Source organism: Piscinibacter gummiphilus (genome assembly GCF_032681285.1).
In the GTDB taxonomy this organism is placed as follows: Bacteria; Pseudomonadota; Gammaproteobacteria; order Burkholderiales; family Burkholderiaceae_C; genus Rhizobacter; species Rhizobacter gummiphilus_A.
Genome location: NZ_CP136336.1, coordinates 982,661 through 1,004,891, shown reverse-complemented (window position 1 = coordinate 1,004,891; position 22,231 = coordinate 982,661). Strand labels below are relative to the sequence as shown.

The following is a 22,231-nucleotide window of genomic DNA, read 5'->3' as shown; positions in this document are numbered from 1 at the left end:
CTGCCCCCGCACCACAGGAGCCCTCTCATGGCCAAGATCCTCATCACCCTCGGCGTCCTTCTCGTGCTGGCCCTCGGCACCTTGCTCGCCGTCGCCGCGCGCAAGCCCGACACCTTCCGCTTCGAACGCTCGATCACCATCGCGGCAAGCCCCGAGAAGATCCACCCGCTGATCAACGACCTCCAGCGCTTCAACAGCTGGAACCCGTACAACAAGAAGGACCCCGCGATGAAGACCGCCTACCGCGGCCCGCAGGCCGGCCCGGGCGCGGCCTACGACTTCGACGGCAACGGCAACGTCGGCAAGGGCACGATCTCGATCATCGAACCCTCGGCCCCGAACACCGTGTCGATGAAGCTCGACATGCTGGCCCCGATGGAAGGCCACAACCTGATCGACTTCACGCTGCGCCCGCAAGGCAGCGGCACCCAGGTCACCTGGGCCATGCACGGGCCCACGCCCTTCCTCGCGAAGGTGATGCACACGATCTTCGACATGGACAAGATGCTCGGCACCGATTTCGAGGCGGGCCTGGCCGACCTGAAGACGCTGGCTGAACGTGCGTGATTGGCGCGCCTGACCCCTTCCACCCGCATCGGAGCACCTCCATGACCCACGACATGATCTTCGTCAACCTGCCCGTCAAGGACCTGCCGCGCTCGCGCGCCTTCTTCGAGGCCCTGGGCTACCACTTCAACCCCGAGTTCAGCAACAGCGAAGGCGCCTGCTGCGTGATCAGTGAGCACATCTACGCGATGCTGCTCACCGAGCCCTTCTTCAAGACCTTCACCAAGAAGCAGATCGCCGATGCGAACACGAGCATCGAGACGCTCATCTCGCTCTCGTGCACGAGCCGCGAGCAGGTCGACGAGATCGTGGCCAAGGCCGTGGCCGCGGGTGGCGTGGCCGACGCGAAGCAGGACTACGGCTTCATGTACTCGCACGGCTTCCACGACCTCGACGGCCACGGCTGGGGGCTCGTCTACATGGTCCCCGGCGCCACGCCCAACGCCTGATGGCGCGTGCAACACTGCGCCATGACCACCGAGACGACCCACCAAGCCATCACGGCCGTCTGGCGCATCGAAGCGGCCAAGATCATCGCCAGCGTCGCGCGCATGGTGCGCGACGTGGGCCTGGCCGAAGAGCTGGCGCAGGACGCGCTGGTGAGCGCGCTGGAGCACTGGCCGAAGGACGGCGTACCCGACAACCCCGCCGCCTGGCTCATGACCGCTGCCAAGCGCCGCGCGCTCGACCAGCTTCGCCACCACAAGCTCGCGGCCGAGAAGCATGAGCAGATCGGCCACGAGCTCGAAGCGCAGGAGGCCCTGATCGTGCCGGACTTCGTCGACGCCCTCGACGCCGCCCGCGCCGACGAGATCGGCGACGACATGCTGCGCCTGATCTTCACCGCCTGCCACCCCGTGCTCAGCACCGAGGCGCGCGTGGCACTCACGCTCAAGATGCTGGGCGGCCTGTCCACCGCCGAGATCGCGCGCGCGTTCCTCGTGCCCGAGCCCACCATCGCGCAGCGCATCGTGCGCGCCAAGCGCACCCTCAGCGCGGCCAAGGTGCCCTTCGAGCTGCCGCGCGGCGACACGCTCGCCCCGCGCATGGCCTCGGTGCTGGAGGTGATCTACCTCGTCTTCAACGAGGGCTACACCGCCACCGCCGGCGACGACTGGATGCGCCCGGCCCTGTGCGACGAAGCGGTGCGCCTCGGCCGCATCCTCGCGGGCCTGGCACCGAACGAGCCCGAGGTGCACGGCCTCATCGCGCTGATGGAGCTGCAGGCCTCGCGCACCGCTGCCCGCACCGACGCCGAAGGCAAGCCGGTGCTGCTGATGGCGCAGGAGCGCAGCCGCTGGGACCAGCTCCTCATCCGCCGCGGCCTCTCGGCGCTCGAGCGCGCCGAGGCGCTCGCCTCGGGCACGCCCGGCCCCTACGTGCTGCAGGCCGCCATCGCCGCCTGCCACGCCCGCGCCCACGTGGCCGACGAGACCGACTGGCTGCAGATCGCCGCGCTCTACGACGCGCTGGCGCAGGTGCAGCCCTCGCCGGTGGTCGAGCTCAACCGTGCCGTCGCGGTGAGCATGGCCTACGGGCCGGCCGAGGCGCTCGCCATCGTCGACACGATGCGCGACAACCCGGCGCTCAGGTCCTACCAGTGGCTACCCAGCGTGCGCGGCGACCTCCTGGCCAAGCTCGACCGGCGCGAGGAAGCGCGCGCCGAGTTCGAGCGCGCCGCGGCGCTGGCGGGCAATGCACGCGAGCGCGAGTTCCTGCTCGAGCGAGCGCGCTCGATGCTGAACTAGGGCCTGCCAAGGCCCTAGGCCTCAGGCCGGCGCCGCGGCGTGCGCCATCACCACCGCGGCGATGCGGTGCACCGCGGCGTCTCGGATCTGCGCGTCGAGCAGCTTGGCGCGGTCGCCGTCGTTGGCGATGAAGCCGAGTTCGATCAGCACCGCCGTGCCATCGAACTTGAGCACCGCGAGGTCGTTGCGCTGCTTGATCTTGCGGTCGCGCAGGCCGGTCACCTCCAGCAACTCGCTTTGCAGCCGCTGCGCGAGGCTGCGGTCGTCGGCATCGCGGAACAGCACTTCGAGACCGTTCGCGCTGTCGTCGTCGAAGTCGTTCAGGTGCAGCGAGACGAGCACCGTGCAGCCCGCGTTCCGGGCCATCGTGGCGCGTCGGCCGACGGGGGCGTGGTCGGTCGCGTCGTCGCGTGTCATGAACACCTCGACGCCGCTTGCGCGCAGCGCGTCCTTGAGCGCCAGACCGTAGCGCAGCGCGATGTCGGCCTCGCGGAAGAGGAAGCCGTTCTCCACATGGGTCGCGCCGGGGTCGAAGATCCCCATCTGGCGGTTGCTCATGCCGTGGCCGGGGTCGATGCAGACTTTCATGTGCGCTCCTTGTAGGCAGGGACACCCACGGTGTAGCGCTGCTCCCCGGTGGGAGCCATCCCTAAGGGAGATGACGCGCCGCGCGCCCCGAAGTGCGCCAGCCCAGCAGCGCGGCCGAGGCCAACACCGCCGCCGCGAGCAGGAAGGCGAGGCCCGGCAGGTGCATCCACGCCGCCTCGCCCACCGACACCGAGTAGACCCCGCCGAAGAAGAGCGGCGACAGCACGCCCGCGATGCTCGCCACGCTGTTGTTCGCCCCCTGCAACTGGCCCTGCTCCGACTCCGAGACACGCCGCGTCATCAGCGATTGCAGCGTGGGCATCGCCAGGCCCCAGAGCCCGTTGGGCAGCATCGCCGCCACGAAGAGCCAGCCCGTGGGGGCGAGCCCCATGCAGGCGATGCCCACTGCACCGAACGCGAGGCCGAGCACCATCGTCGGCCCGTCGCCCAGGCGTTTGACCACCGGGCCGACGATCACGCCTTGCATCAGCATGTCGAGGATGCCCACGAAGGCGAGCAGGCCACCCACCTGCGCCGCGCCCCAGCCGTAGCGGTAGCCGGCATAGAGCACGAACACCGCGGAGAACAGGTGGTGCGCGAAGTGCAGCAGGAAGTTGACCCCCGCCAGGCCCGCGAGCTCGGGGTGCGATCGCAGCAGCGTGAGTGCCCCGAAGGGGTTGGCGCGCTTCCAGCTGAAGGCCATGCGCTTCTCGCGCGGCAGCGATTCGGGCAACACGAAAAGGCCATAGAGAAAGGTGAGCCCGCCCAGCGCCGCCGCGGCCCAGAACGGCGCCCGCGGCGACCACTCGCCGAGCAAGCCGCCGAGCAGCGGCCCGGCCACGAAGCCGCCGCTGAATGCCGCGCCCACGAGCCCGTAGACCCGCGCGCGTTTCTCGGGCGGCGTGATGTCGGCGAGGTAGGCGAAGGCGGTCGTGAAGCTCGAGGTCGTGATGCCGGCGATGAGCCGCCCCACGGCGAGCCACCAGAGGTTGGGCGCGAGCGCCATCAGCACGTAGTCGGCCGCGAGGCCCAGCGACGAGAGCAGCAGCACCGGCCGCCGGCCATACCGATCCGACAGCGAGCCGATGATCGGCGAGGCCACGAACTGCATCAGCGCCCACAGCGCGATGAAGAGCCCGTTGAGCACGCCGGCCCGCGCGTTGGAGCCGACGAATTGCTCGATGAGCTTGGGCAGCACCGGGATGATGATGCCGAGCGCCACGATGTCGAGCGCTGCGCTCACGAGGATGAAACCGACCGCGGCCTGGCGGTGGAAGCGGTGGGCAAGGAAACGCATGGGGGCGCGAGCTTGCCATGAATCCGGCTGGCGGGAGATGACAGCAAGCCGGAACACACCTTGCCTCGCCAGGACATCCCTTTCCAACTCGGAGGTGTCGCATGCAGCAGCAGGAATTCAAGGACCAGACCGCCCTCGTCACCGGTGCAGCAACCGGCATCGGCGAAGCCATCGCACGGCGTCTCTTCGCCGGCGGTGCGCGCCTCGTGGCCTGTGGGCACGACCTGCAGGGCCTGAAGAATTTGCTGAAGGAAATCGATCCGCATGGGGAGCGCAGCCAGGCCGTGGAGGCCGACGTGCGGGACCCGGCCGCGATGGAGCGCGCCGTGGCCACGGCCGTTCGGGCCTTCGGCGGGCTGCACCTGGCGGTCAACAACGCCGGCCTCACCGGCCCGCACGAGACCCCCATCGACCGGCTGTCGCTGGACGACTGGAAGACCGTCATCGACACCGACCTCACCGGCATGTTCATCTGCCTCCAGGTCGAGCTGCAGCAGATGCTGAAGGCCGGGCGCGGTGCCATCCTCAACCTGTCGTCGGCGAACGGCATCGTCGGCGTGGCGGGCATCTCGGCCTACACCGCAGCCAAGCATGGCGTGCTGGGCCTCACGCGCAGTGCCGCGCTGGAGTACGCCCAGCACGGCATCCGCGTGAACTGCATCGGCCCCGGCTACGTGGCCACGCCTCGCATGCTGCAGATGCCGCAGGAGGCCTTGGACGGCCTGGCCGCAGCCCACCCGCTCGGCCGGCTCGCCAGCCGCGACGACGTGGCGGAGCTGGCGGCCTTCCTGCTCTCCGACAAGGCGGCGTTCTGCACCGGTGCCTTCTACGCGGTGGACGGGGGCTACACCGCACGCTGAGCGAAGATCGCCGCATGAGCGAGCGCCTGTTCCTGCGCCTGGACGAAGACCCGCTGCACGGCCCCGAGGCCGACCTGCCTGCGGGCACGCTGCGCGCGTTCGAACCCTGCGAGGCGCTGCGGCCCTTCGTCGGCAGCCTGCTGCTCTACCGCGAGAGCTTCGCCGAGGCGGTGGTGGAGCACGTGCTGCCCGATGGCGCGATGCGCCTGGTCGTCAACCTCGGCGACGCGCCGTCGACCCGCGACGACGCACCCGGCCTCGTGGCCGGCGTGCTCGGGGCTTCGGCCGCCCCGGCCCGGGTGCGCCTGCAAGGGCGGGTGCACGCCTTCTCCATCGGCCTGAAGCCCGGCGCGGCGCAGGCCCTGCTCGGCGCACCGGCCGGCGAGTTCTCGGCAGAGGGCGTGAGCGTCCACGAGCTCTGGGGACACGCTGGCGAGTTGCTGCTCGACCGCCTCGCGAGCGCACCCGACGACAGCACACGCGCCGCGCTGCTGCAGGCCGAGCTGCTCGCCCGGCTGTCGGCTGCGCCGCCGCCCACACCGCAGGTCACGCACCTGCACGACCTCGCCGCACGCCACGCAGGCGGCGGGCGGCTGCGCGACCTTGCCGCAGCAGCGGGCTACAGCGAGCGAAGGCTGCAGCAGCTCTTCCATGCCCACGTGGGCCTGCCACCCCGCACCTGGCGCCGTCTGCTGCGCCTGCACGCATGCCTGCGCCGGCTGCGCAGCGCGGGCGGCGCACCGGCGTGGGCGGCACTGGCCGACGAATGCGGCTTCTACGACCAGTCGCACCTCATCAACGAGTTCCAGGCCTTGTGCGGCATGACCCCGGCCGACTACTGGCGCAGCGCGATTGCGGGTTCTTCCAATACAGGAGGCCCGGGCCGGGACTAAGGTGGCAACACCTCATTCGGATCGGAGTCCTTCATGTCGAACAAGCCCCTCTCGGGCCATGTGGCCGTGGTCACCGGCGCCAGCCGCGGTGCCGGCCGTGGCATCGCCCTCGAACTCGGCGCCGCCGGCGCCACGGTCTATGTCACGGGCCGCAGCACCCGCACGCAGGCCGCCGCGGGCTACGGGCAGATCCTCGCGCTGTCGAAGACCGAGGCGCTGCCCGGCAGCATCGACGACACCGCCGAGGAGGTCACGCGTGCCGGTGGCCGCGGCATCGCCGTGCGCTGCGACCACACGCGCGAAGACGAGGTCGAGGCGCTCTTCGAGCGTGTCGCGCGCGAGCAGCAGGGCCGGCTCGACCTGCTCGTCAACAACGCCTGGGGCGGCCACGAGACTTTCAACGGCGTGTTCGACGCCCCCTTCTGGCAGCACCCGCTCTCGCACTGGGATTCGATGATGGACCGCGGCGTGCGCAACCACCTGATCGCGAGCCGCTGCGCAGCGCCACGCTTCGTCGAACGGCAGCGCGGCCTCATCGTCACCACCACCTACTGGGACCGCGGGCACTACCTCAAGGGCAACCTCTTCTACGACCTCGCGAAATCGGCGATGGTCAGGCTCGCCTTCGACATTGCGCAGGAGCTCAAGCCGCACGGCGTGGCGTCGGTCGCGCTGTCGCCGGGGTGGATGCGCACCGAGTTCGTGTTGCTCGGCCATGAAACCGACGAGGCGCACTGGCACGAGCGGCCGCCCCTCGCGCGGACCGAATCCCCCCGCTACCTCGGCCGCGCCGTGGCGGCGCTGGCCGCCGACCCGCGGGTGATGGAGCGCACGGGCGAGGCGCTGCGCGTGGGCGACCTGGCCCGCACCTACGGCTTCACCGACGTGGACGGACGGCAACCGGCGCCCTTCGAGCTCTGAGGCGCGCTCGCTCCCACTTCGGTGCTGCAAGCGCCATTGCAGTGCCATTGGCACCAAGGCCGCTCAAGGATTGCACCCCATGCGTGCCACCCCGCAACGCTTCAATCAGGCGTTGGCCACGCGCTTCACAGGCGCAGCCTCAGCACGCACATCATTGGCCCACTTCTTGCGAAACCGCACCGTTTCCAAAACCGTGTGCACCTTTTCGAGGAATGTGAAATGGCCTATCTCGTGCCCCAGGAGTTCGTCACCAAGATGGTCGACGCGGGCGAATCCAAGATCTTCATGTCGACGCGCGACACGCTGATCCGCGCCTACATGGCCGGCGCGATCCTCGCGCTGGCAGCGTGGTTCGCGGTCACGATCACCGTCAACACCGGCCAGCCGCTGCTCGGCGCGCTGCTGTTCCCGGTGGGCTTCTGCATGCTGTACCTCTTCGGCTTCGACCTGCTCACCGGGGTGTTCGTGCTGTGCCCCCTTGCGCTGCTCGACAAGCGGCCCGGCGTCACCGTGGGCGGCGTGCTGCGCAACTGGGGCCTGGTCTTCGTGGGCAACTTCGGCGGCGCGTTCACCGTGGCCGTCTTCATGGCGATCGTCACCACCTTCGGCTTCTCGACCGAGCCCAACGCGGTGGGCCACGCCATCGGCGTGATCGGCGAGAACCGCACGCTCGGCTATGCGAAGTACGGCGCGGCCGGCATGCTCACGCTCTTCATCCGCGGCGTGCTGTGCAACTGGATGGTGTCGGCCGGCGTGGTGGGCGCGATGGTGTCGACCTCGGTCACCGGCAAGGTGATCGCGATGTGGATGCCGATCATGCTGTTCTTCTACATGACCTTCGAACACTCGATCGTCAACATGTTCCTCTTCCCCTCGGGCCTGCTGCTGGGTGCGAAGTTCTCGATCGTCGACTACCTGATCTGGAACGAGATCCCCACCGTGCTCGGCAACGTCGTGGGCGGCCTCGCCTTCACCGGCCTCACGCTCTACTCGACCCACGTGCGCACCGGGGCGAAGCGCAAGCCGGCGTGAAGATCACCGTCGGCCAGCATTCCGACAAGGGCCGAAAAAACATCAACCAGGACTTCTACGGCGTCTCGGCGCCGCAGGAGCCCCAGTTGAGCGCGAAGGGCATCGCCATCGCGCTGGCCGACGGCATCAGCAGCAGCGAGGTGAGCCAGGTCGCGGCCGAGTTCACCGTGATGGGCTTCCTCGACGACTACTACTGCACCTCGGAGGCATGGTCGGTCAAGCGCTCGGTGGAACGTGTGCTCGCCGCCACCAACTCGTGGCTGCACTCGCGCACGCAGCAGAGCCCCTACCGCGACAACATGGACCGCGGCTACGTGTGCACCCTGAGCGCGCTGGTGCTCAAGGCGCACACCGCACATGTGTTCCATGTGGGCGACGCGCGTGTCTACCGTTGGCAGGGCGGCACCCTGGAGCAGCTGACCACCGACCACCGCGTGCAGGTCTCCAGCCAGCAGAGCTACCTCAGCCGCGCGATGGGCTTCAACGCGCGGCTCGACATCGACTACCAGGCGCTGCCGCTCGACGCCGGCGACGTCTTCGTGCTCGCCACCGATGGCGTGCACGGCCATGTCGATGCGGCGACGATGGCGCAGACGCTCGCTGCGCACCGCCACGACCTCGACCTCGCGGCGCACGAGATCGTGCGCCTCGCCTTCGAGCAGGGCAGCCCCGACAACCTCACGGTGCAGATCGTCGCGGTCGACTCGCTGCCCCGGCACGGCGCACGCGAGCTGACGCAGCAGCTCTCGCAGCTGCCACTGGCCCCGATCTTCGAAGCCCGTGCGGTGGTCGACGGCTACCGCATCGTGCGCGAGCTGCACGCGAGTCACCGCAGCCACACCTACCTCGCCGTCGACGTGGCGACCGACACCACCGTCGTGCTCAAGACCCCGTCGGTCGACCTGCACGCCGAGCCTGCGCTGCTCGAGCGCTTCCTGCTCGAAGAATGGGTGGCCCGGCGTGTGAACAGCCCGCACGTGCTCAAGCCCTGCCCGCCCGAGCGCCCGCGCAGTTGCCTCTACCTCGTCACCGAGTACATCGAGGGCCAGACGCTAGCGCAGTGGATGACCGACCACCCGAAGCTTGATGTCGAAACCGTGCGCGGCATCGTCGAGCAGATCGCGCGCGGGCTGCAGGCCTTCCACCGGCTGGAGATGCTGCACCAGGACCTGCGCCCCGAGAACGTGATGATCGACCGGACCGGCACGGTGAAGATCATCGACTTCGGCGCCACGCGCGTGGCCGGCATCACCGAAATGGGCACGCCGCTGGAGCGGGGCGACATCCTCGGCACCGCGCAGTACACCGCGCCGGAATACTTCCTCGGCGAGGCCGGCACGGCGCAGAGCGACCAGTTCTCGCTGGGCGTGATCGCCTACCAGATGCTCTCGGGCCGCCTGCCGTATGGCGCCACCGTCGCGCGCGCCCGCAGCGCCAGCGCCCAACGCCAGCTGCGCTACGACAGCGTGCTGGCGGCCGACCGCGAGATCCCGGCGTGGATCGACGACGTGCTGCGCAAGGCGGTGCACCCCGACCCGGACAAGCGCTACGAAGCGCTCTCGGAGTTCGTGCACGACTTGCGGCAGCCGACCCAGGCCTTCCTGAGCCGCACCCGCGCGCCGCTGGTGGAGCGGCACCCGGTTCTCTTCTGGAAGGTGGTGTCGGGTGTGCTCGCGGTGATGGTGATCGTGCTGATCGCGGCCCGCTACGGCTAGCGCGCCGCGGTCAACAGAGCGTGACCGACGCGCCGTCGGCACCGACCATGAACCAGCGGTAGCCATACGGCGGCAGCTCGATGTCGTAGCGGCCGTCGTCGCGCAGGTCGTCGCGGCGGCCGGCGAGGATGTCGTGCACGCACGCGCCTTCGATGCCCTCGGCCAGCACCGGCAGGCGCAGCGCAATGCGCCGGGCGCTGAAGTTGTGCACCGCGATCACCGCGATGTTCTCGTGCACGCAGCGGTGCGCCAGCACCTCCTTCGCGCCGCTGTCGAAGAACGCACAGTCGCCGAGGCCAATGGCCGGGCACTCCTTGCGCCGCCGCAGCATGCGCTCGAGCCAGTTGAGCAGCGACTCGGCGTCGTGCCGCTGCTGCTCGACGTTGACCCTCTCGTAGCCGTACTCACCCTCGTCGATGACCGGCAACACCAGCGCCTCGCGCGCCGCCGCCGAGAAGCCCGCATTGGGTTGCGCACTCCACTGCATCGGGGTGCGCACCGCCTCGCGGTGCGGCAGCGTGAGGTCGTCGCCCATGCCGATCTCGTCGCCGTAGCGCAGCACCGGCGTGCCCGGCAGGGTGAGCAACAGGCTGTGCGCGAGTTCGAGCTTGCGGCGATCGTTGCCGAGCATGGGCGCGAGCCGCCGCCGCACGCCGCGCTCGTAGAGCTGCATGTCGGGCTCGGGGCCGAAGGCGCGGAACACCTCCTCGCGCTGCGCGTCGGTGAGGCGGCCGAAGTCGGCCTCGTCATGGCTGCGCAGGAAGTTGTTCCACTGGCACAGGCCGGGCAGGGGCGGCAGCTGCTCCCACGCCTCGCGCACCGGCGTGGCTTCGCCGCGCGCGAGCGCGAGGAAGAGGTGCTGGTTGAGCCAGAAGTTGAACGACATGTGGATCTTGTCGCCATCGCCGAAGTAGTCGGGCACCTCCTCGGGCGGCAGGTTGGCCTCGGCCATCAGGCAGACGTCGCCGCACAGCGTCTGCGCGTGGTGGCGCAGCTCGCGCAGGTAATCGTGGGGGTCGGTCTGGCCTTCGGTCGGCAGGTTCTTCAGCTCGATGAGGAAGGGCAGCGCATCGATGCGGAAGCCCGTCACGCCGAGTTGCAGCCAGTAGCCGGTGATCTTCTCGATCTCGCGGCGCACCGCCGGGTTGGCGATGTTGAGCTCGGCCTGGTGCGGGTAGAAGCGGTGGAAGTAGTAGGCCTTGGCCTCGCGGTCCCAGGTCCAGGTGGTGTTCTGCTCGCCGGGGAAGACGGTGCCTTCGGCGGCGTCCTCGGGCTGCGTGTCCGACCACACGTAGTAGTCGCGATAGGGCGACTTCGGATCGCGCCGCGCGGCCTGGAACCACGGGTGGTCGACCGAGGTGTGGTTGACCACGAGGTCGATCATGACGCGCAGGCCCTTGTCGCGCGCGGTGCGCGAGAACTCGACGAAGTCGCCCAGCGTGCCGAAGCGGGGGTCGACGTTGTAGTAGTCGGTGATGTCGTAGCCGTTGTCGCGCATCGGCGACGGGAAGAACGGCTGCAGCCACACGCAGTCGATGTTGAAGCCGGCGAGGTACTGCAGCTTGTTGCGCAGGCCGATGAAGTCGCCGATGCCGTCGCCATTACCGTCGGCGAAGGTCTTCACGTCCAGGCAGTAGATCAGCGCGTTCTTGTACCAGTGCTCGGCCATGCGCGGCTCCTCGGGTGCGGTGGTGCTGCGCCATTGCGGCAAGGCTCATGCCGCCGTCACACGCCACCGCAAGGAACGGCGCTTGCCGCCACGCAGCCATGACCCGCTTCAGCTACCACGTCTCGCACGAGCAGCATTCGCCGCGCGACCTGCTGCGCCTCGTGCAGCTCGCCGAAGCTGCCGGCTTCGATGCCGCCTTCAGCTCCGACCACCTGCAGCCCTGGGGCCCGGCGCAGGGCCACTCCGGCTTCACTTGGTCGTGGCTCGGCGCGGCGCTGCAAGCCACGCAGCGGCTGCGTTTCTCGGCCATCACGGTGCCGGGCGGCTGGCGATACCACCCGGTGGTGCTGGCGCAGGCCATCGCCACGCTGGCGCAGATGTACCCGGGGCGCCTGCCCTGGGTGGCGCTCGGCAGCGGCGAGGCGCTCAACGAGGCCTGCATCGGCAGCGGCTGGCCGGTGAAGTCGGAGCGGCAGCAGCGTTTGCAGAAGGCGGCGCTCGCGATGCGCGCGCTGATGGCGGGCGAGCAGGTGTCGCAACCGCCGCCGCTGCCCATCGACCGCGCCCGCTTGTGGACGCGGCCCGACGCCCCGGTGCCGCTCGTCGGCGCGGCCACGAGCCCCGACACCGCACGCTGGGTCGCCAGTTGGGCCGACGGCCTGCTCACCGTGGCTTCGCGCTTCGACGATCTGCAGGCCATCGTGCAGGCGTTTCGCGAGGGCGGCGGCGAGGGCAAGCCGGTGCACGTGAAGGTCGACGTCTGCTGGGCGGCGAGCGACGACGAGGCGCTGCACGCCGCGCATGCGCAGTGGCGCTTCAACGCCGCGCCGGGCGATGCCGACGAAGAGGCGCGCCATCCGGAAGACTTCAACCTGCTGACGCAGCAGCTCACGCCGGAGGACATGCGCCGGCACGTATTCATCTCGCACGACCTCGACGCGCACGTCGAGCACCTGCGTCAGTGGGCCAGCCTCGGCATCGACACCCTCGACCTGCACCAGGTCGCGGGCGACCAGGCCGACTTCATCCGGCAGTTCGGCGAGCGGGTGCTGCCGGCATTGCGCCCGGCAGGTCGACCCACGTAGAGCGCCCGGCCCCGGCGGGCGCGAGGCCTTGCACCAGCGCCGGCACTTCGGCGAGCAGCTCGCTCGCGAGAAAGCCCATGCCGCCCATGCGGCCGACCAGGCGATCGCCCGCGCGGGCATGCACCGCCACGCCCCAGGCGGCGGCCTGCACGAGCGAGGCGCCGCGCGCGGCGAAGCCGGCGATGAGCCCGGCCAGCACGTCGCCCGAGCCGGCGGTCGCGAGGCCCGGGTTGCCACCTTCGTGCACCCAGAGGTCGCCCTGCGGCTCGGCGATCACGGTGGTGGCGCCCTTGAGGGCGACGATCGAGTTCCACCACCGCGCGGCTTCGCGTGCGGCGCCTTCGGCGTCGGCCAGCACCGAGTCCTTCGACTGGCCGTTCAGGTGCGCCATCTCGCCGGCATGCGGCGTGAGGAGCACCGGAGGGCCGGCGATGGGCTCGCGCGTGGCGGCGCCCATCGCCGCCGCGTCGAGCAGCGTGGGCACGTCGGGGTGGCGCTTGCGCAGCGCCTGGGCGAAGGCGATGGCGGCGTCTTCGTCCTGCATGCCGGGGCCGATGAGCACGACGTCGGCGCGCTTCAGCGCGTCGTCCAGGCGCGCGAGGCCGGTGAGGTCGAAGCCGCCGCTGTGCGTTTCGGGCAGGCCCACGACGCGCAACTCGGGCATGGTCACCGCCACCTGCATCGCCACCGATTGCGCGGTGGCGACCATCACCTTGCCCGCACCCGCGCGCAAGGCCGCTTGCGCCGAAAGCAGCGCGGCGCCGGGGATCTCGCGGCTGCCGGCGATGAGCAGCACGCGGCCACGCAGTTCCTTGTCGCAGCCGGGCTCGAGCGGCGCCAGCGGCCACTGGCGGAGCAGGCCGGCATCGAGCAGTCGCCTGCGATTCACGGCTTGGGCGCCACCGGCACGTCGGGCTCGGCCGTCACCGGCGCGCCGGCCTGCGTGAGCGGCGAGACGAAGTTGACGAGCCGCGGCACGAGCTTGCCGTGTGGCCCCTGGCCCGGGTCGTATTCATAGCCCGTCACGCCGCAGTTGGGCACGTCGGCCTGGCGGTCGATGTCGAGGATCTCGGCCTCGCTCTTGCACTCGATGAGGTAGCGCATGCAGTTCACCGTCACCTGGTGGGCGACGACGAGCACGCGCTCGCGACGGTGTTCGCGGGTGATCATCTCGATCACGCTGCGCAGGCGCAGGATCACGTCGCACCAGCTCTCGCCACCGGGCGGGCGGAAATAGAACTTGCCCACGTGGGCCCGCTGCTCGGCCAGCTCGGGGTACTTCTGGCGGATGCCGAGCACGGTGAGGCGGTCGAGGATGCCGAACTCCTTCTCGCGCAGGCGCTCGTCGCGCTCGAAGGTGATGGCGCTGCGTGGGATGCCCGCCGCGGCCAGCAGCCGCTCGGCCGTGGCCTGCGCCCGCACGTAGGGCGAGCACAGCACGACGTTCGGTTGCTGCCCGGCAGGGAGCTGGCCGAACCAGCGCCCCACCGCGTCGGCCTGCTGCTCGCCAAGCGGCGAGAGCGGCACGTCCATGTCGCGCGCGGCGATGTCGATAAGGTGGTGGCCGGCCGCTTCGGCCCGCTCACGCGCGACATTGCCCGCGCTCTGCCCATGCCGCACGACGTAGAGCCACTGGGGCCACTTCTGTTCGACGTGCGGCTGGGCAGCCATGCCGGGTCAGCGTGCCGAACCTCGACGGAAGAGGTTGACGATCGCCAACAGGATGACGGCGCCGAGCAGCGAGACCCCCAGGCCCGCGATGCTGAAGTCGTTGCTGTTGATCGTGCCGGTGCCCAGCAGCGGGGCGAGCAGGAAGCCGCCCAGGAAGGCGCCCACGATGCCGACCACCACGTTCAGGATGACGCCCTGTTGCGCGTCGGTGCGCATGATCATGCTGGCGACCCAACCGATGAGACCGCCGACGATGAGCCAGATGATGAAGTTCATGACTGTTCTCCAGTGAAGTCCAAGGTGCGGGCAAGTTAACGCCCGACTCGTGGACACACGAGCGGAGAAGGTCGCGAATGGTCGTAGGCGACGGCCTACGGAAGCGGATCGCTCAGCTCAGAACAGGCCGCGCGCCACTTCGTAGAGCGCCAGCAGCACGCCGCTCACGAGCAGGTTGGCCGCGAGGTGGCGCCCACCGGCGCCCACGCGGATGCCCATGCGCGTGGACACGCAAGCCCACAGCATCACCAGCAACAGGGCGCCCGCATCACCTTTGGTGAGGTCCATGCGGGCGACGTGGGCGAGGCCCACCGCGAGCACCCACAGGCCGGAGCCCATGACGGTGGCGGCAGTGAGTTCGTTGAAACCGGGCCGGCGCAGCGGCACACCGATGAGGTTCATGAGAGGTACAGCAGAGGAGAAAACAACCCCGACAGGTTAGTCGGTGTACCTGCGGTTACCGGGGCCAATTCCGGGCACAAGTTCGCGCTTGACGGCCCTGCGAAAACGACTGGCACGTGTCCTGCTTTGCATCTTGCATACAAGATGGCATGCACAAAGACAGGGCACCCATGACGACCAGCGACCCCCGCACCCTCGCCGAACTTCAGCAGGCCTTGCGCAGCGGCACCATCACGGTGCGGCAGCTGATGCTGCGCTTCCTGAAAGAGCAGACGCAGCATGCGCCGCAGGCCTGGATTTCCCGGCCCGGCGACGACGCCCTGCTCGCCCAGGCCGATGCGTGCGACGCGGCCCTGCTGAGCCAGGGCGCCGCCATCTTCGCGACGCAACCGCTGCTGGGAATGCCCTTCGGCGTGAAGGACAACATCGACGTCGCCGGCCTGCCGACCACGGCCGCCTGCAAGGGCTTCGCGGCCGGGCCTGCGGCGGCGCATGCGGTCGCGGTGGGCAAGCTCGTGGCCGCGGGTGCCATCCCGGTCGGCAAGACCAACCTCGACCAGTTCGCCACCGGCCTCGTGGGCACACGCAGCCCCTATGGCGCCGTGCCCAACAGCTTCGACCCCACCCGCGTGAGCGGTGGTTCGAGCTCGGGCTCCGCCTATGCGGTGGCGACCGGCCAGGTGCCGTTTGCGCTCGGCACCGACACCGCCGGCTCCGGCCGTGTGCCGGCCGGCTTCAACAACATCGTCGGCTTGAAGCCCACGCCGGGCCGCGTGAGCACGACCGGCCTGCTGCCCGCCTGCCGCAGCATCGACTGCCTGTCGGTGCTGGCGTTGACCGCCGACGACGCGGCGCGGGTGCTCGCGGTGATGGAAGGGCCCGACCCCACCGACGCCTACAGCCGCTTCGCGCCGGGCCTTGCGAAGCTCAAGCCGAAGCTGCGCGTGGGCATCCCGGCCGTGCCGGTGTTCAAGGGCGACGCCGGCTACCGCGAGACCTTCGCTCAGGCCTGCGCGCATGTGCAGTCGCTCGGGCACGAGGTGGTGCCACTCGACTTCACGCCGCTGCATGCCACCGCCGAGCTGCTCTACGGCGGGCCGTGGGTGGCGGAGCGTCATGCCGCCGTGGAGCGTGTGCTCGACGAGCAACCCGAAGCCTTCGACCCCTCGGTGAGAAGCATCGTCGAAAGCGCCCGCCACTTCAGCGCCACCGATGCCTTCCGCGGCCTCTACAAGCTGCGCGCCGCGCAGGCGGAGACGGCTTCGTTCTGGTCGCAGGCCGACGTGCTGATGGTGCCCACCGCCCCCGCGCACCCGACGATGGCCGAGGTGGCGGCCGACCCCATCGGCGCCAACGCACAGCTCGGCAGCTACACCAACTTCGTCAACCTGCTGGGCTGGTGCGCCATCGCACTGCCCTTCAACTTCACCGTGCGCGGCCTGCCCTTCGGCGTGACCTTCATCGCGCCGGGCGGTTTTGATGCAGCACTCGCGCGCTTCGGCGCCGAATGGCAATCGCAGCTCAAGCTGCCGCTCGGCGCGCTGCGCCGCGAGGCGCCGCTTGCGCCCACCCTCACCCGCGCGCCCGCCAGCACACCCACGCTCGGCATCGCGGTCGTCGGCGCCCACCTCAGCGGCCTGCCGCTCAACGGCCAGCTCACCGAGCGCGGCGCCTCGCTGCGCCTGGCCACCACCACCGCGCCGCAATACCGCCTCTACGCGCTGCCCGGCACCGTGCCCCCGAAACCCGGCCTGCAACGCGTGGGCAGCGGGGGCGCCGCCATCGCCGTCGAGGTGTGGGACGTGCCGCTCGACCAGATCGGCTCCTTCCTCGCGCTCATTCCCGCACCGCTTGGCCTCGGCAGCCTGACGCTTGCAGACGGCTCCTCGGTGCACGGCTTCGTCTGCGAAGCGCTGGCGCTCGACGGCGCGCGCGACATCACCGAATTCGGCGGCTGGCGGGCGTACCTCGCGTCGCTGAAACCTGCTTCCTGAAACCCGCCACCCGACCCGCCCTGCATCCAACCACGGAGATCTCCCATGAGCCAGAAGCCCCTCGATTCCAGCCGCCGTCGCCTCGTCCAGGCCGGCGCCGCCCTCGCGCTCGGTGCCCCTGCGGTGCTGCGCGCACAAAGCGGCCCCAAGATCCGCATCGGCTACTGGCCCGTCGCAGCCGGCCTGCCCTTCTTCGCCGCGGTGGAGAAGGGCTACTTCAAGGAAGCTGGCCTCGATGTGGAGCCGCTCAAGTTCGCCGGTGCCCAGCAGGTGATGGAAGCCATGCTCTCCGGCCGCAGCGACGGCAGCTCCAACGGCACCGGCTCGGGCAACCTCGGCGTGGGCGAGATCGCCTCACCCGGGCTCTTCAAGATCATCGCCACCAACCCGAGCAACCAGAAGTACGTGCTCGACCAGTTCCTGGTGCCGAAAGACAGCCCCATCAAGAGCATCGCCGAGCTGAAGGGCAAGAAGGTGGCCTCCGGCCCGGGCATTCAGAACCGCGTGCTCGCCATCACCGTGCTCGAGCGTGCCGGTGCGGCCGGCACCAGCGTCACCGAGCTGCCCATCGGCCAGCACGTGGCCGCGCTCGCGGCCGGCCAGGTCGATGCGGTCTACACGCTCGAGCCCACCGGCACCGTGGGCAGGCTCAACGGCACCACGCGGGTGCTCGAGGCGGGCGTGATCGCGAAGTACATCCTCGGCGACCCGCTCGCCCCGTGGCACGGCGGCTCGGCCACGCTCACCAGCGAGTTCATCAAGAAGTACCCGGCCGAGACCAAGAAGTACATCGCCGCCTACGCCAAAGGCATCGAACTCGTGCGCACCAAGCCCGCCGAGGCCCGCCAGTACCTCAAGGGCTACACCGCCATCGAAGGGCCGCTGACCGGCGAGGTGCCCCTGGCCTCATACATGCTTTACAACGAGTTCAAGCCGAGCGACATCGCCGCGTTCCAGAAGTTCTTCGACCTCTTCACCGAGAAGGGCGTGTTCGAGAAGAAGCTGGCCGTCGAATCGCTCATCTACAAGGGGTGATGCGCCATGGCCGCCGTTGAATCCTCGTCTGCCGCTGCGGCGGCGCCCTGGCAGGCGCCGAGCACGGCCGCCCCCGCGCCACGCAAGGCTTTCAACTGGGGCAAGCTGCTGCCGGTGGTGGGCCCGCTCGTGCTCTTCATCGTGTGGGACGTGGTGGTGCGCGCCGGCCTCATCAAGGCCATCTTGCTGCCGCCGCCGCTGGCCACGCTCGAGACGCTCATCACCGGCCTGCTCGGCGGCGCACTGCTCACCGATTTCCTGGTGACGGTGTGGCGCACGGTGCAGGCCTTCTTCATCGCCGCCGCGGTCGGCATGCCGCTCGGCGTGCTGCTCGGCAGCAACGAGAAGGCCTACAGAAGCGTCGAGTTCCTGATCGACTTCTTCCGCTCCACGCCCAGTTCGGCGCTGATCCCGCTGTTCCTGCTCATCTTCGGCGTGAGCGACATCAACAAGGTCGCCATCGCCGCCTTCGGCGCCTTCCTCATCGTCGTCTTCAACAGCGCCTATGGCGTGATCAACGCGCGCAAGCAGCGCGTGATGGCCGCGAAGGTGATGGGCGCGAGCCGCTGGCAGATCTTCAAGGACGTGCTGGTGTGGGAATCGCTGCAGCCGAGCTTCGTGGGCCTGCGCTCGGCCGTCTCGATGGCGCTCGTGATCGTGATCGTGGCCGAGATGTTCATCGGCTCCGACAACGGACTCGGCCACCGCATCATCGACGCGCAGCAGGTGCTGAACGTGAAGACGATGTACGCGGCCATCCTGGCCGCCGGTGCGCTGGGCTATGCGCTCAACGTGCTCTTCCTGGTGGTCGAACGCAAGATCGTGCATTGGAGCGGAAGATGAACGCAGTCCTGAACGGCCCCGTCTATGCCGACGTGCCGGCGCCCAAGTTCCAGCCCGGCCCGGAAGGCACCCACATCACGATCAGAGGCCTGACGAAATACTTCGCCGGCTGGCCCCTCTACGAGAACTTCGACCTCGACATCCCCAAGGGCAAGATCGTCTCCGTCTTCGGCCCCAACGGCTGCGGCAAGAGCACGCTGATCAACATGATCGCGGGCCTCATTCCCATCGACAGCGGCCAGATCCTCTTCGACGGCAAGACGCTGCAAGACACCAAGATCGGCTACGTCTTCCAGAACTACCGCGAGGCGATGTTCCCGTGGATGCGCACCATCGACAACATCGCCTACCCGCTGAAGCTGGAAGGCAAGTCGAAAGCCGAAGTCGACCGGCGGATGGAAGAACTCGTCGCCTCCTTCGACGTCAAGTTCGACCTCAAGCGCTACCCGTACGAACTCTCGGGCGGCCAGCAGCAGACGGCCTCGATCATGCGGGCGCTCGCGCCCAACCCCGAGGTGCTCTTCCTCGACGAGCCGTTCTCGGCACTCGACTTCGAGATGACCCTCTTCATCCGCGAGAAGCTGCAGGAGGTGTTCATGCAGACCGGCACCACCATGCTGCTCGTCTCGCACGACCTCGAAGAGGCGGTGTACCTGGCCGACCAGGTGCTGCTGCTCACCAAGCGGCCCACCAAGGTGGCAGAGATCTTGCACTACGGTGATGCGCGGCCACGCACCGTGGCCACGCTCTCCGAGCCGAGCTTCATCGCCACCAAGAAGCAGAGCCTCGAGATCTTCCAGCGCGAGGTGAGACGTTGACGACGACGACACAGGAAGACATCGAACACTACGTGCGCAGTGCGGCCCAGATGGCCTCGCTGCCGCTGGCCGATGCGCAGGTGCAGCGCGTCGCCGTGCACTTGGCGCGCACCAAGGCGCTTGCCGAGAGCCTGCTTGCCTTCCCCCTGCCAGACGACACCGAGCCCGCCGAGGTGTATTGCCCCGCGCCCTTCCCCCCAGGGCGCGAATGAGTTTCGCAAGGAGCCACGACATGACCCCCGGCCTTTCCATCGTTCGCGCGGTCCACGCTGGCGAGATGCAGGCCGAAGAAGCGCTCGAGCACTGCATCGCGCGCATCGAGGTCACCGACCCCAAGGTCAATGCCTTCACCGACGGCAGCTTCGAGCGCGCCGTGCGCGAGGCCCGCGCCATCGACCAGTTGCGCATCAAGGGCAAGCCGCTGCCGCCGCTGGCCGGCATGCCCTACGCGGTGAAGAATCTATTCGACGTGGAAGGCATGGTCACGCGCGCCGGCAGCAAGGTGCGCAACGACGCACCGCCCGCGCACGAAGACGCCGAACTCGTGAAACGCATGCGCGCGGCCGGCGCGGTGCTGGTGGGCGCGCTCAACATGGACGAGTTCGCCTACGGCTTCACCACCGAGAACACGCACTACGGCCCCTGCCGCAACCCGAGGCGGCTGGAGCACATCGCCGGCGGCTCCTCGGGCGGCTGCGGCGCGGCCGTCGCCGCGGGCCAGGTGCCGGTGTCGCTGGGTTCCGACACCAACGGCTCCATCCGCGTGCCCTCGTCGCTGTGCGGTGTGTGGGGCTTGAAGCCCACCTTCGGCCGCCTCTCGCGCCGCGGCAGCTTCCCCTTCGTCGCAAGCCTCGACCACCTCGGCCCCTTCGCCCGCAACGTCGAAGACCTCGCCGCCACCTACGACGCGCTGCAAGGCCCCGACCCGCTGGACCCGGGCTGCCACGCCACGCGCATCCAGCCCACGGCCTGGCAGATCGGCGCGAGCCTCTCGGGCCTGCGCATCGGCGTGCTCGGTGGCTACTTCGACAAACACGCGAGCCCCACCGCGCGCAAGGCCGTGGCCATTGCCGCCGAGGTGCTGAAGGCCACGCCCGGCGTGACCTGGCCCGATGCGGCGCTGGCACGTGCCGCCGCCTTCATCACCACCGCGAGCGAAGGCGGCTCGCTGCATTTGCCCCGCCTGCGCGAGCGCGCGGCCGACTTCGAGCCGCTGTCGGTCGACCGCTTCATCGCAGGCGCCCTGCAGCCGGCCGACTGGTACGTGCGCGCCCAGCGCTTCCGCCGCGTCTACCGCGACAAGGTGCTGGCGCTCTTCGACGAGTGGGACGTGCTCATCGCCCCCGCCACGCCGGTGCAGGCCACGCCGGTCGGTGCCGAGACCTTCGAGCTGAATGGCCAGCAGGTGCCGGCCCGGCCGTCGATGGGCCTGCTCACGCAGCCGATCTCGTTTGCCGGCTGTCCGGTGGTGGCCGCCCCGCTCTGGCCCGAAGGCCGCAATGCCTTGCCGCTCGGCGTGCAGCTCATCGCCGCCCCGTGGCGCGAAGACCTCGCCCTGCGCGTGGGTCGCGCACTCGAAGCGAGCGGCGCGGCATGTTCGCCCATCGCCGGCATCTGAGAACAACATGGACATCAACAAACCCGACGTCGTGGCCGAAGTCACTGCCGCCTTCAACCGCTACGAAGACGCACTCGTCAACAACAAGGTCGAGGTGCTGGACGAGTTGTTCTGGAACAGCCCGCACACCCTGCGCTACGGCGCCACCGAAAACCTCTACGGCTACGACGAGATCGCCGCGTTCCGCGCGTCCCGGCCCGCCACCGGCCTGGCCCGCACGCTGCTGCGCACCGTCATCACCACCTACGGCGACAGCTTCGCCACCGCCAACGTCGAATTCCAGCGCATCGGCGCTTCCAGGCCGGGCCGCCAGAGCCAGACCTGGATGAAGACTGCCGACGGCTGGCGCGTGGTATCTGCGCATGTAAGCTTGCTGGGATGACACTACCCCCACGTCGCTTTGCTCCTGCCCCCCGAGGGGGCGTTCATTGCCTTCGGGCGGCCGGGCGGCACTGAAATGAAAGCCCCGGCCGCCAAGAAGACCAGCACCGCGCCCAAGGCGCCGCCGGCCAACCCGCGCGACCTCACGCGCTCCGAGATCGCCTACCGGCGCCTGAAGGCCGCGATCTTCGACTTCGTGCTGCTGCCCGGCGATGGCTTCACCGAGAGCGACATGGCCGAGCGGCTCGGCATGTCGCGCACGCCGGTGCGCGAGGCGCTCTTCCGGCTGGAACTCGAGGGCTATGTGAAGGTGGCCTTCCGCAGCGGCTGGAGCGTGGCGCCCTTCGACTTCCGAAAGCTCGAAGAGCTGTACGACCTGCGCGTGATGCTCGAATGCGCCGCCGTCGATCGCCTCTGCACGCAAGACCCCATGCCCGATCTGGGCCTGCTCAAGGCCATCTGGCTCGTGCCCGAGAAAGAGCGCAAGACCGACACCACCGAGGTTGCCTCGCTCGACGAAGCCTTCCACACCACGCTGGTGTCGGCCGCGGGCAACCTGCAGATGGCGCGCGTGCATGCCGAGGTGACCGACGGCATCCGCATCGTGCGCCGGCTCGATTTCACCCAGCCGCCGCGCGTGGCGGCCACCTACGACGAGCACGCGAAGATTCTGCGCGCCATCCTTGCGCGGCGGGCCGACCCGGCCAAGCTGATGCTGCGCACCCACATCGAGGCCAGCAAGGCCGAGGTGCGCAAGATCACCATCCACAAGCTGCACAGCGCGCGCCCGGCCACCACCGATTTGTAGCCAGCTGGCG

24 protein-coding genes are annotated in these 22,231 nt (G+C 69.4%); 17 read left to right on the top strand and 7 right to left on the bottom strand.

The genetic code is table 11. From position 1 onward, the window contains the following. The first annotated feature begins 27 nt into the window (after positions 1 to 27). From RXV79_RS04835 to RXV79_RS04825, 3 genes are read left to right on the top strand one after another with little or no spacing between them, the layout of a single operon-like run. Positions 28 to 567 carry an SRPBCC family protein gene (locus tag RXV79_RS04835; protein WP_316702342.1) on the top strand — a complete coding sequence of 180 codons (540 nt, stop codon included), beginning with the start codon at positions 28 to 30 and terminating at the stop codon, positions 565 to 567. Positions 568 to 608: 41 nt separating this feature from the next. Then, complete coding sequence (locus RXV79_RS04830; protein WP_316702341.1) at positions 609 to 1,016, top strand: VOC family protein; 408 nt, start codon at positions 609 to 611, stop codon at positions 1,014 to 1,016. A gap of 21 nt (positions 1,017 to 1,037) precedes the next feature. Continuing rightward, positions 1,038 to 2,315 carry an RNA polymerase sigma factor gene (locus RXV79_RS04825; protein WP_316702340.1) on the top strand — a complete coding sequence of 426 codons (1,278 nt, stop codon included), beginning with the start codon at positions 1,038 to 1,040 and terminating at the stop codon, positions 2,313 to 2,315. A gap of 21 nt (positions 2,316 to 2,336) precedes the next feature. Here RXV79_RS04825 and RXV79_RS04820 read toward each other — a convergent pair whose 3' ends face one another. Then, positions 2,337 to 2,903, bottom strand: a complete 567-nt coding sequence (locus RXV79_RS04820; protein WP_316702339.1) for an N-acetylmuramoyl-L-alanine amidase — start codon at positions 2,901 to 2,903, stop codon at positions 2,337 to 2,339. A gap of 61 nt (positions 2,904 to 2,964) precedes the next feature. Next, positions 2,965 to 4,200: a TCR/Tet family MFS transporter gene (locus RXV79_RS04815; RefSeq protein ID WP_316702338.1), complete on the bottom strand. Its 1,236-nt coding sequence runs from the start codon at positions 4,198 to 4,200 to the stop codon at positions 2,965 to 2,967. Positions 4,201 to 4,301: 101 nt separating this feature from the next. On the opposite strand from RXV79_RS04815, the gene RXV79_RS04810 reads away from it, so the two are divergent. From RXV79_RS04810 to RXV79_RS04790, 5 genes are all read left to right on the top strand, one after another. Next, on the top strand, positions 4,302 to 5,060 hold the full coding sequence (locus tag RXV79_RS04810) for an SDR family NAD(P)-dependent oxidoreductase (protein ID WP_316702337.1): 759 nt from the start codon (positions 4,302 to 4,304) through the stop codon (positions 5,058 to 5,060). Between the two features lie 14 nt (positions 5,061 to 5,074). Next, positions 5,075 to 5,953 carry a helix-turn-helix domain-containing protein gene (locus RXV79_RS04805; protein WP_316702336.1) on the top strand — a complete coding sequence of 293 codons (879 nt, stop codon included), beginning with the start codon at positions 5,075 to 5,077 and terminating at the stop codon, positions 5,951 to 5,953. A 33-nt stretch (positions 5,954 to 5,986) separates the two neighbouring features. Next, on the top strand, positions 5,987 to 6,874 hold the full coding sequence (locus RXV79_RS04800) for an SDR family NAD(P)-dependent oxidoreductase (protein ID WP_316702335.1): 888 nt from the start codon (positions 5,987 to 5,989) through the stop codon (positions 6,872 to 6,874). Positions 6,875 to 7,093: 219 nt separating this feature from the next. After that, positions 7,094 to 7,906, top strand: coding sequence for a formate/nitrite transporter family protein (locus RXV79_RS04795; RefSeq protein WP_316702334.1), 813 nt, complete (start codon positions 7,094 to 7,096; stop codon positions 7,904 to 7,906). After that, positions 7,903 to 9,621, top strand: coding sequence for a bifunctional protein-serine/threonine kinase/phosphatase (locus RXV79_RS04790; RefSeq protein WP_316702333.1), 1,719 nt, complete (start codon positions 7,903 to 7,905; stop codon positions 9,619 to 9,621). The genes RXV79_RS04795 and RXV79_RS04790 overlap by 4 nt, the downstream gene beginning before the upstream one ends. Positions 9,622 to 9,631: 10 nt before the next feature. Here RXV79_RS04790 and RXV79_RS04785 read toward each other — a convergent pair whose 3' ends face one another. Beyond that, complete coding sequence (locus tag RXV79_RS04785; protein ID WP_316702332.1) at positions 9,632 to 11,290, bottom strand: alpha-amylase family protein; 1,659 nt, start codon at positions 11,288 to 11,290, stop codon at positions 9,632 to 9,634. Between the two features lie 98 nt (positions 11,291 to 11,388). Between RXV79_RS04785 and RXV79_RS04780 the strand changes: the two genes are divergently transcribed. Further along, complete coding sequence (locus tag RXV79_RS04780; protein ID WP_316702331.1) at positions 11,389 to 12,375, top strand: TIGR03885 family FMN-dependent LLM class oxidoreductase; 987 nt, start codon at positions 11,389 to 11,391, stop codon at positions 12,373 to 12,375. On the opposite strand, the gene RXV79_RS04775 is transcribed toward RXV79_RS04780, so the two are convergent. From RXV79_RS04775 to RXV79_RS04760, 4 genes are all read right to left on the bottom strand, one after another. Further along, complete coding sequence (locus RXV79_RS04775; protein WP_316702330.1) at positions 12,314 to 13,264, bottom strand: NAD(P)H-hydrate dehydratase; 951 nt, start codon at positions 13,262 to 13,264, stop codon at positions 12,314 to 12,316. The two genes, RXV79_RS04780 and RXV79_RS04775, sit on opposite strands and share 62 nt — an antisense overlap. Next, positions 13,261 to 14,046: a histidine phosphatase family protein gene (locus tag RXV79_RS04770; protein ID WP_316702329.1), complete on the bottom strand. Its 786-nt coding sequence runs from the start codon at positions 14,044 to 14,046 to the stop codon at positions 13,261 to 13,263. The genes RXV79_RS04775 and RXV79_RS04770 overlap by 4 nt, the downstream gene beginning before the upstream one ends. A gap of 6 nt (positions 14,047 to 14,052) precedes the next feature. Next, positions 14,053 to 14,322, bottom strand: coding sequence for a GlsB/YeaQ/YmgE family stress response membrane protein (locus tag RXV79_RS04765; RefSeq protein ID WP_201805760.1), 270 nt, complete (start codon positions 14,320 to 14,322; stop codon positions 14,053 to 14,055). Between the two features lie 117 nt (positions 14,323 to 14,439). Beyond that, positions 14,440 to 14,724 (bottom strand): hypothetical protein, encoded by a 285-nt coding sequence (locus RXV79_RS04760; protein ID WP_316702328.1) that lies wholly within the window; start codon positions 14,722 to 14,724, stop codon positions 14,440 to 14,442. 170 nt (positions 14,725 to 14,894) lie between these two features. Here RXV79_RS04760 and atzF point away from each other — a divergent pair, with 170 nt between their 5' ends. From atzF to RXV79_RS04720, 8 genes are all read left to right on the top strand, one after another. Beyond that, entirely contained in the window at positions 14,895 to 16,718 is a 1,824-nt protein-coding gene (atzF, locus tag RXV79_RS04755) for an allophanate hydrolase (protein ID WP_316702327.1), read from the top strand. A gap of 45 nt (positions 16,719 to 16,763) precedes the next feature. Further along, on the top strand, positions 16,764 to 17,753 hold the full coding sequence (locus tag RXV79_RS04750; RefSeq protein ID WP_316702326.1) for an ABC transporter substrate-binding protein: 990 nt from the start codon (positions 16,764 to 16,766) through the stop codon (positions 17,751 to 17,753). A 6-nt stretch (positions 17,754 to 17,759) separates the two neighbouring features. Continuing rightward, the gene (locus RXV79_RS04745; RefSeq protein ID WP_316702325.1) at positions 17,760 to 18,596 is read left to right on the top strand and encodes an ABC transporter permease; all 837 of its coding nucleotides are present in this window, start codon (positions 17,760 to 17,762) and stop codon (positions 18,594 to 18,596) included. Continuing rightward, entirely contained in the window at positions 18,593 to 19,414 is an 822-nt protein-coding gene (locus RXV79_RS04740) for an ABC transporter ATP-binding protein (protein WP_316702324.1), read from the top strand. The genes RXV79_RS04745 and RXV79_RS04740 overlap by 4 nt, the downstream gene beginning before the upstream one ends. Continuing rightward, complete coding sequence (locus tag RXV79_RS04735; protein WP_316702323.1) at positions 19,411 to 19,626, top strand: DUF4089 domain-containing protein; 216 nt, start codon at positions 19,411 to 19,413, stop codon at positions 19,624 to 19,626. The genes RXV79_RS04740 and RXV79_RS04735 overlap by 4 nt, the downstream gene beginning before the upstream one ends. 20 nt (positions 19,627 to 19,646) lie before the next feature. Next, complete coding sequence (locus RXV79_RS04730) at positions 19,647 to 21,032, top strand: AtzE family amidohydrolase (RefSeq protein ID WP_316702322.1); 1,386 nt, start codon at positions 19,647 to 19,649, stop codon at positions 21,030 to 21,032. A 7-nt stretch (positions 21,033 to 21,039) separates the two neighbouring features. Beyond that, entirely contained in the window at positions 21,040 to 21,414 is a 375-nt protein-coding gene (gene hpxZ / locus RXV79_RS04725; RefSeq protein ID WP_316702321.1) for an oxalurate catabolism protein HpxZ, read from the top strand. 75 nt (positions 21,415 to 21,489) lie between these two features. Then, positions 21,490 to 22,221 (top strand): GntR family transcriptional regulator, encoded by a 732-nt coding sequence (locus RXV79_RS04720; protein ID WP_316702320.1) that lies wholly within the window; start codon positions 21,490 to 21,492, stop codon positions 22,219 to 22,221. Positions 22,222 to 22,231: the final 10 nt, after the last annotated feature.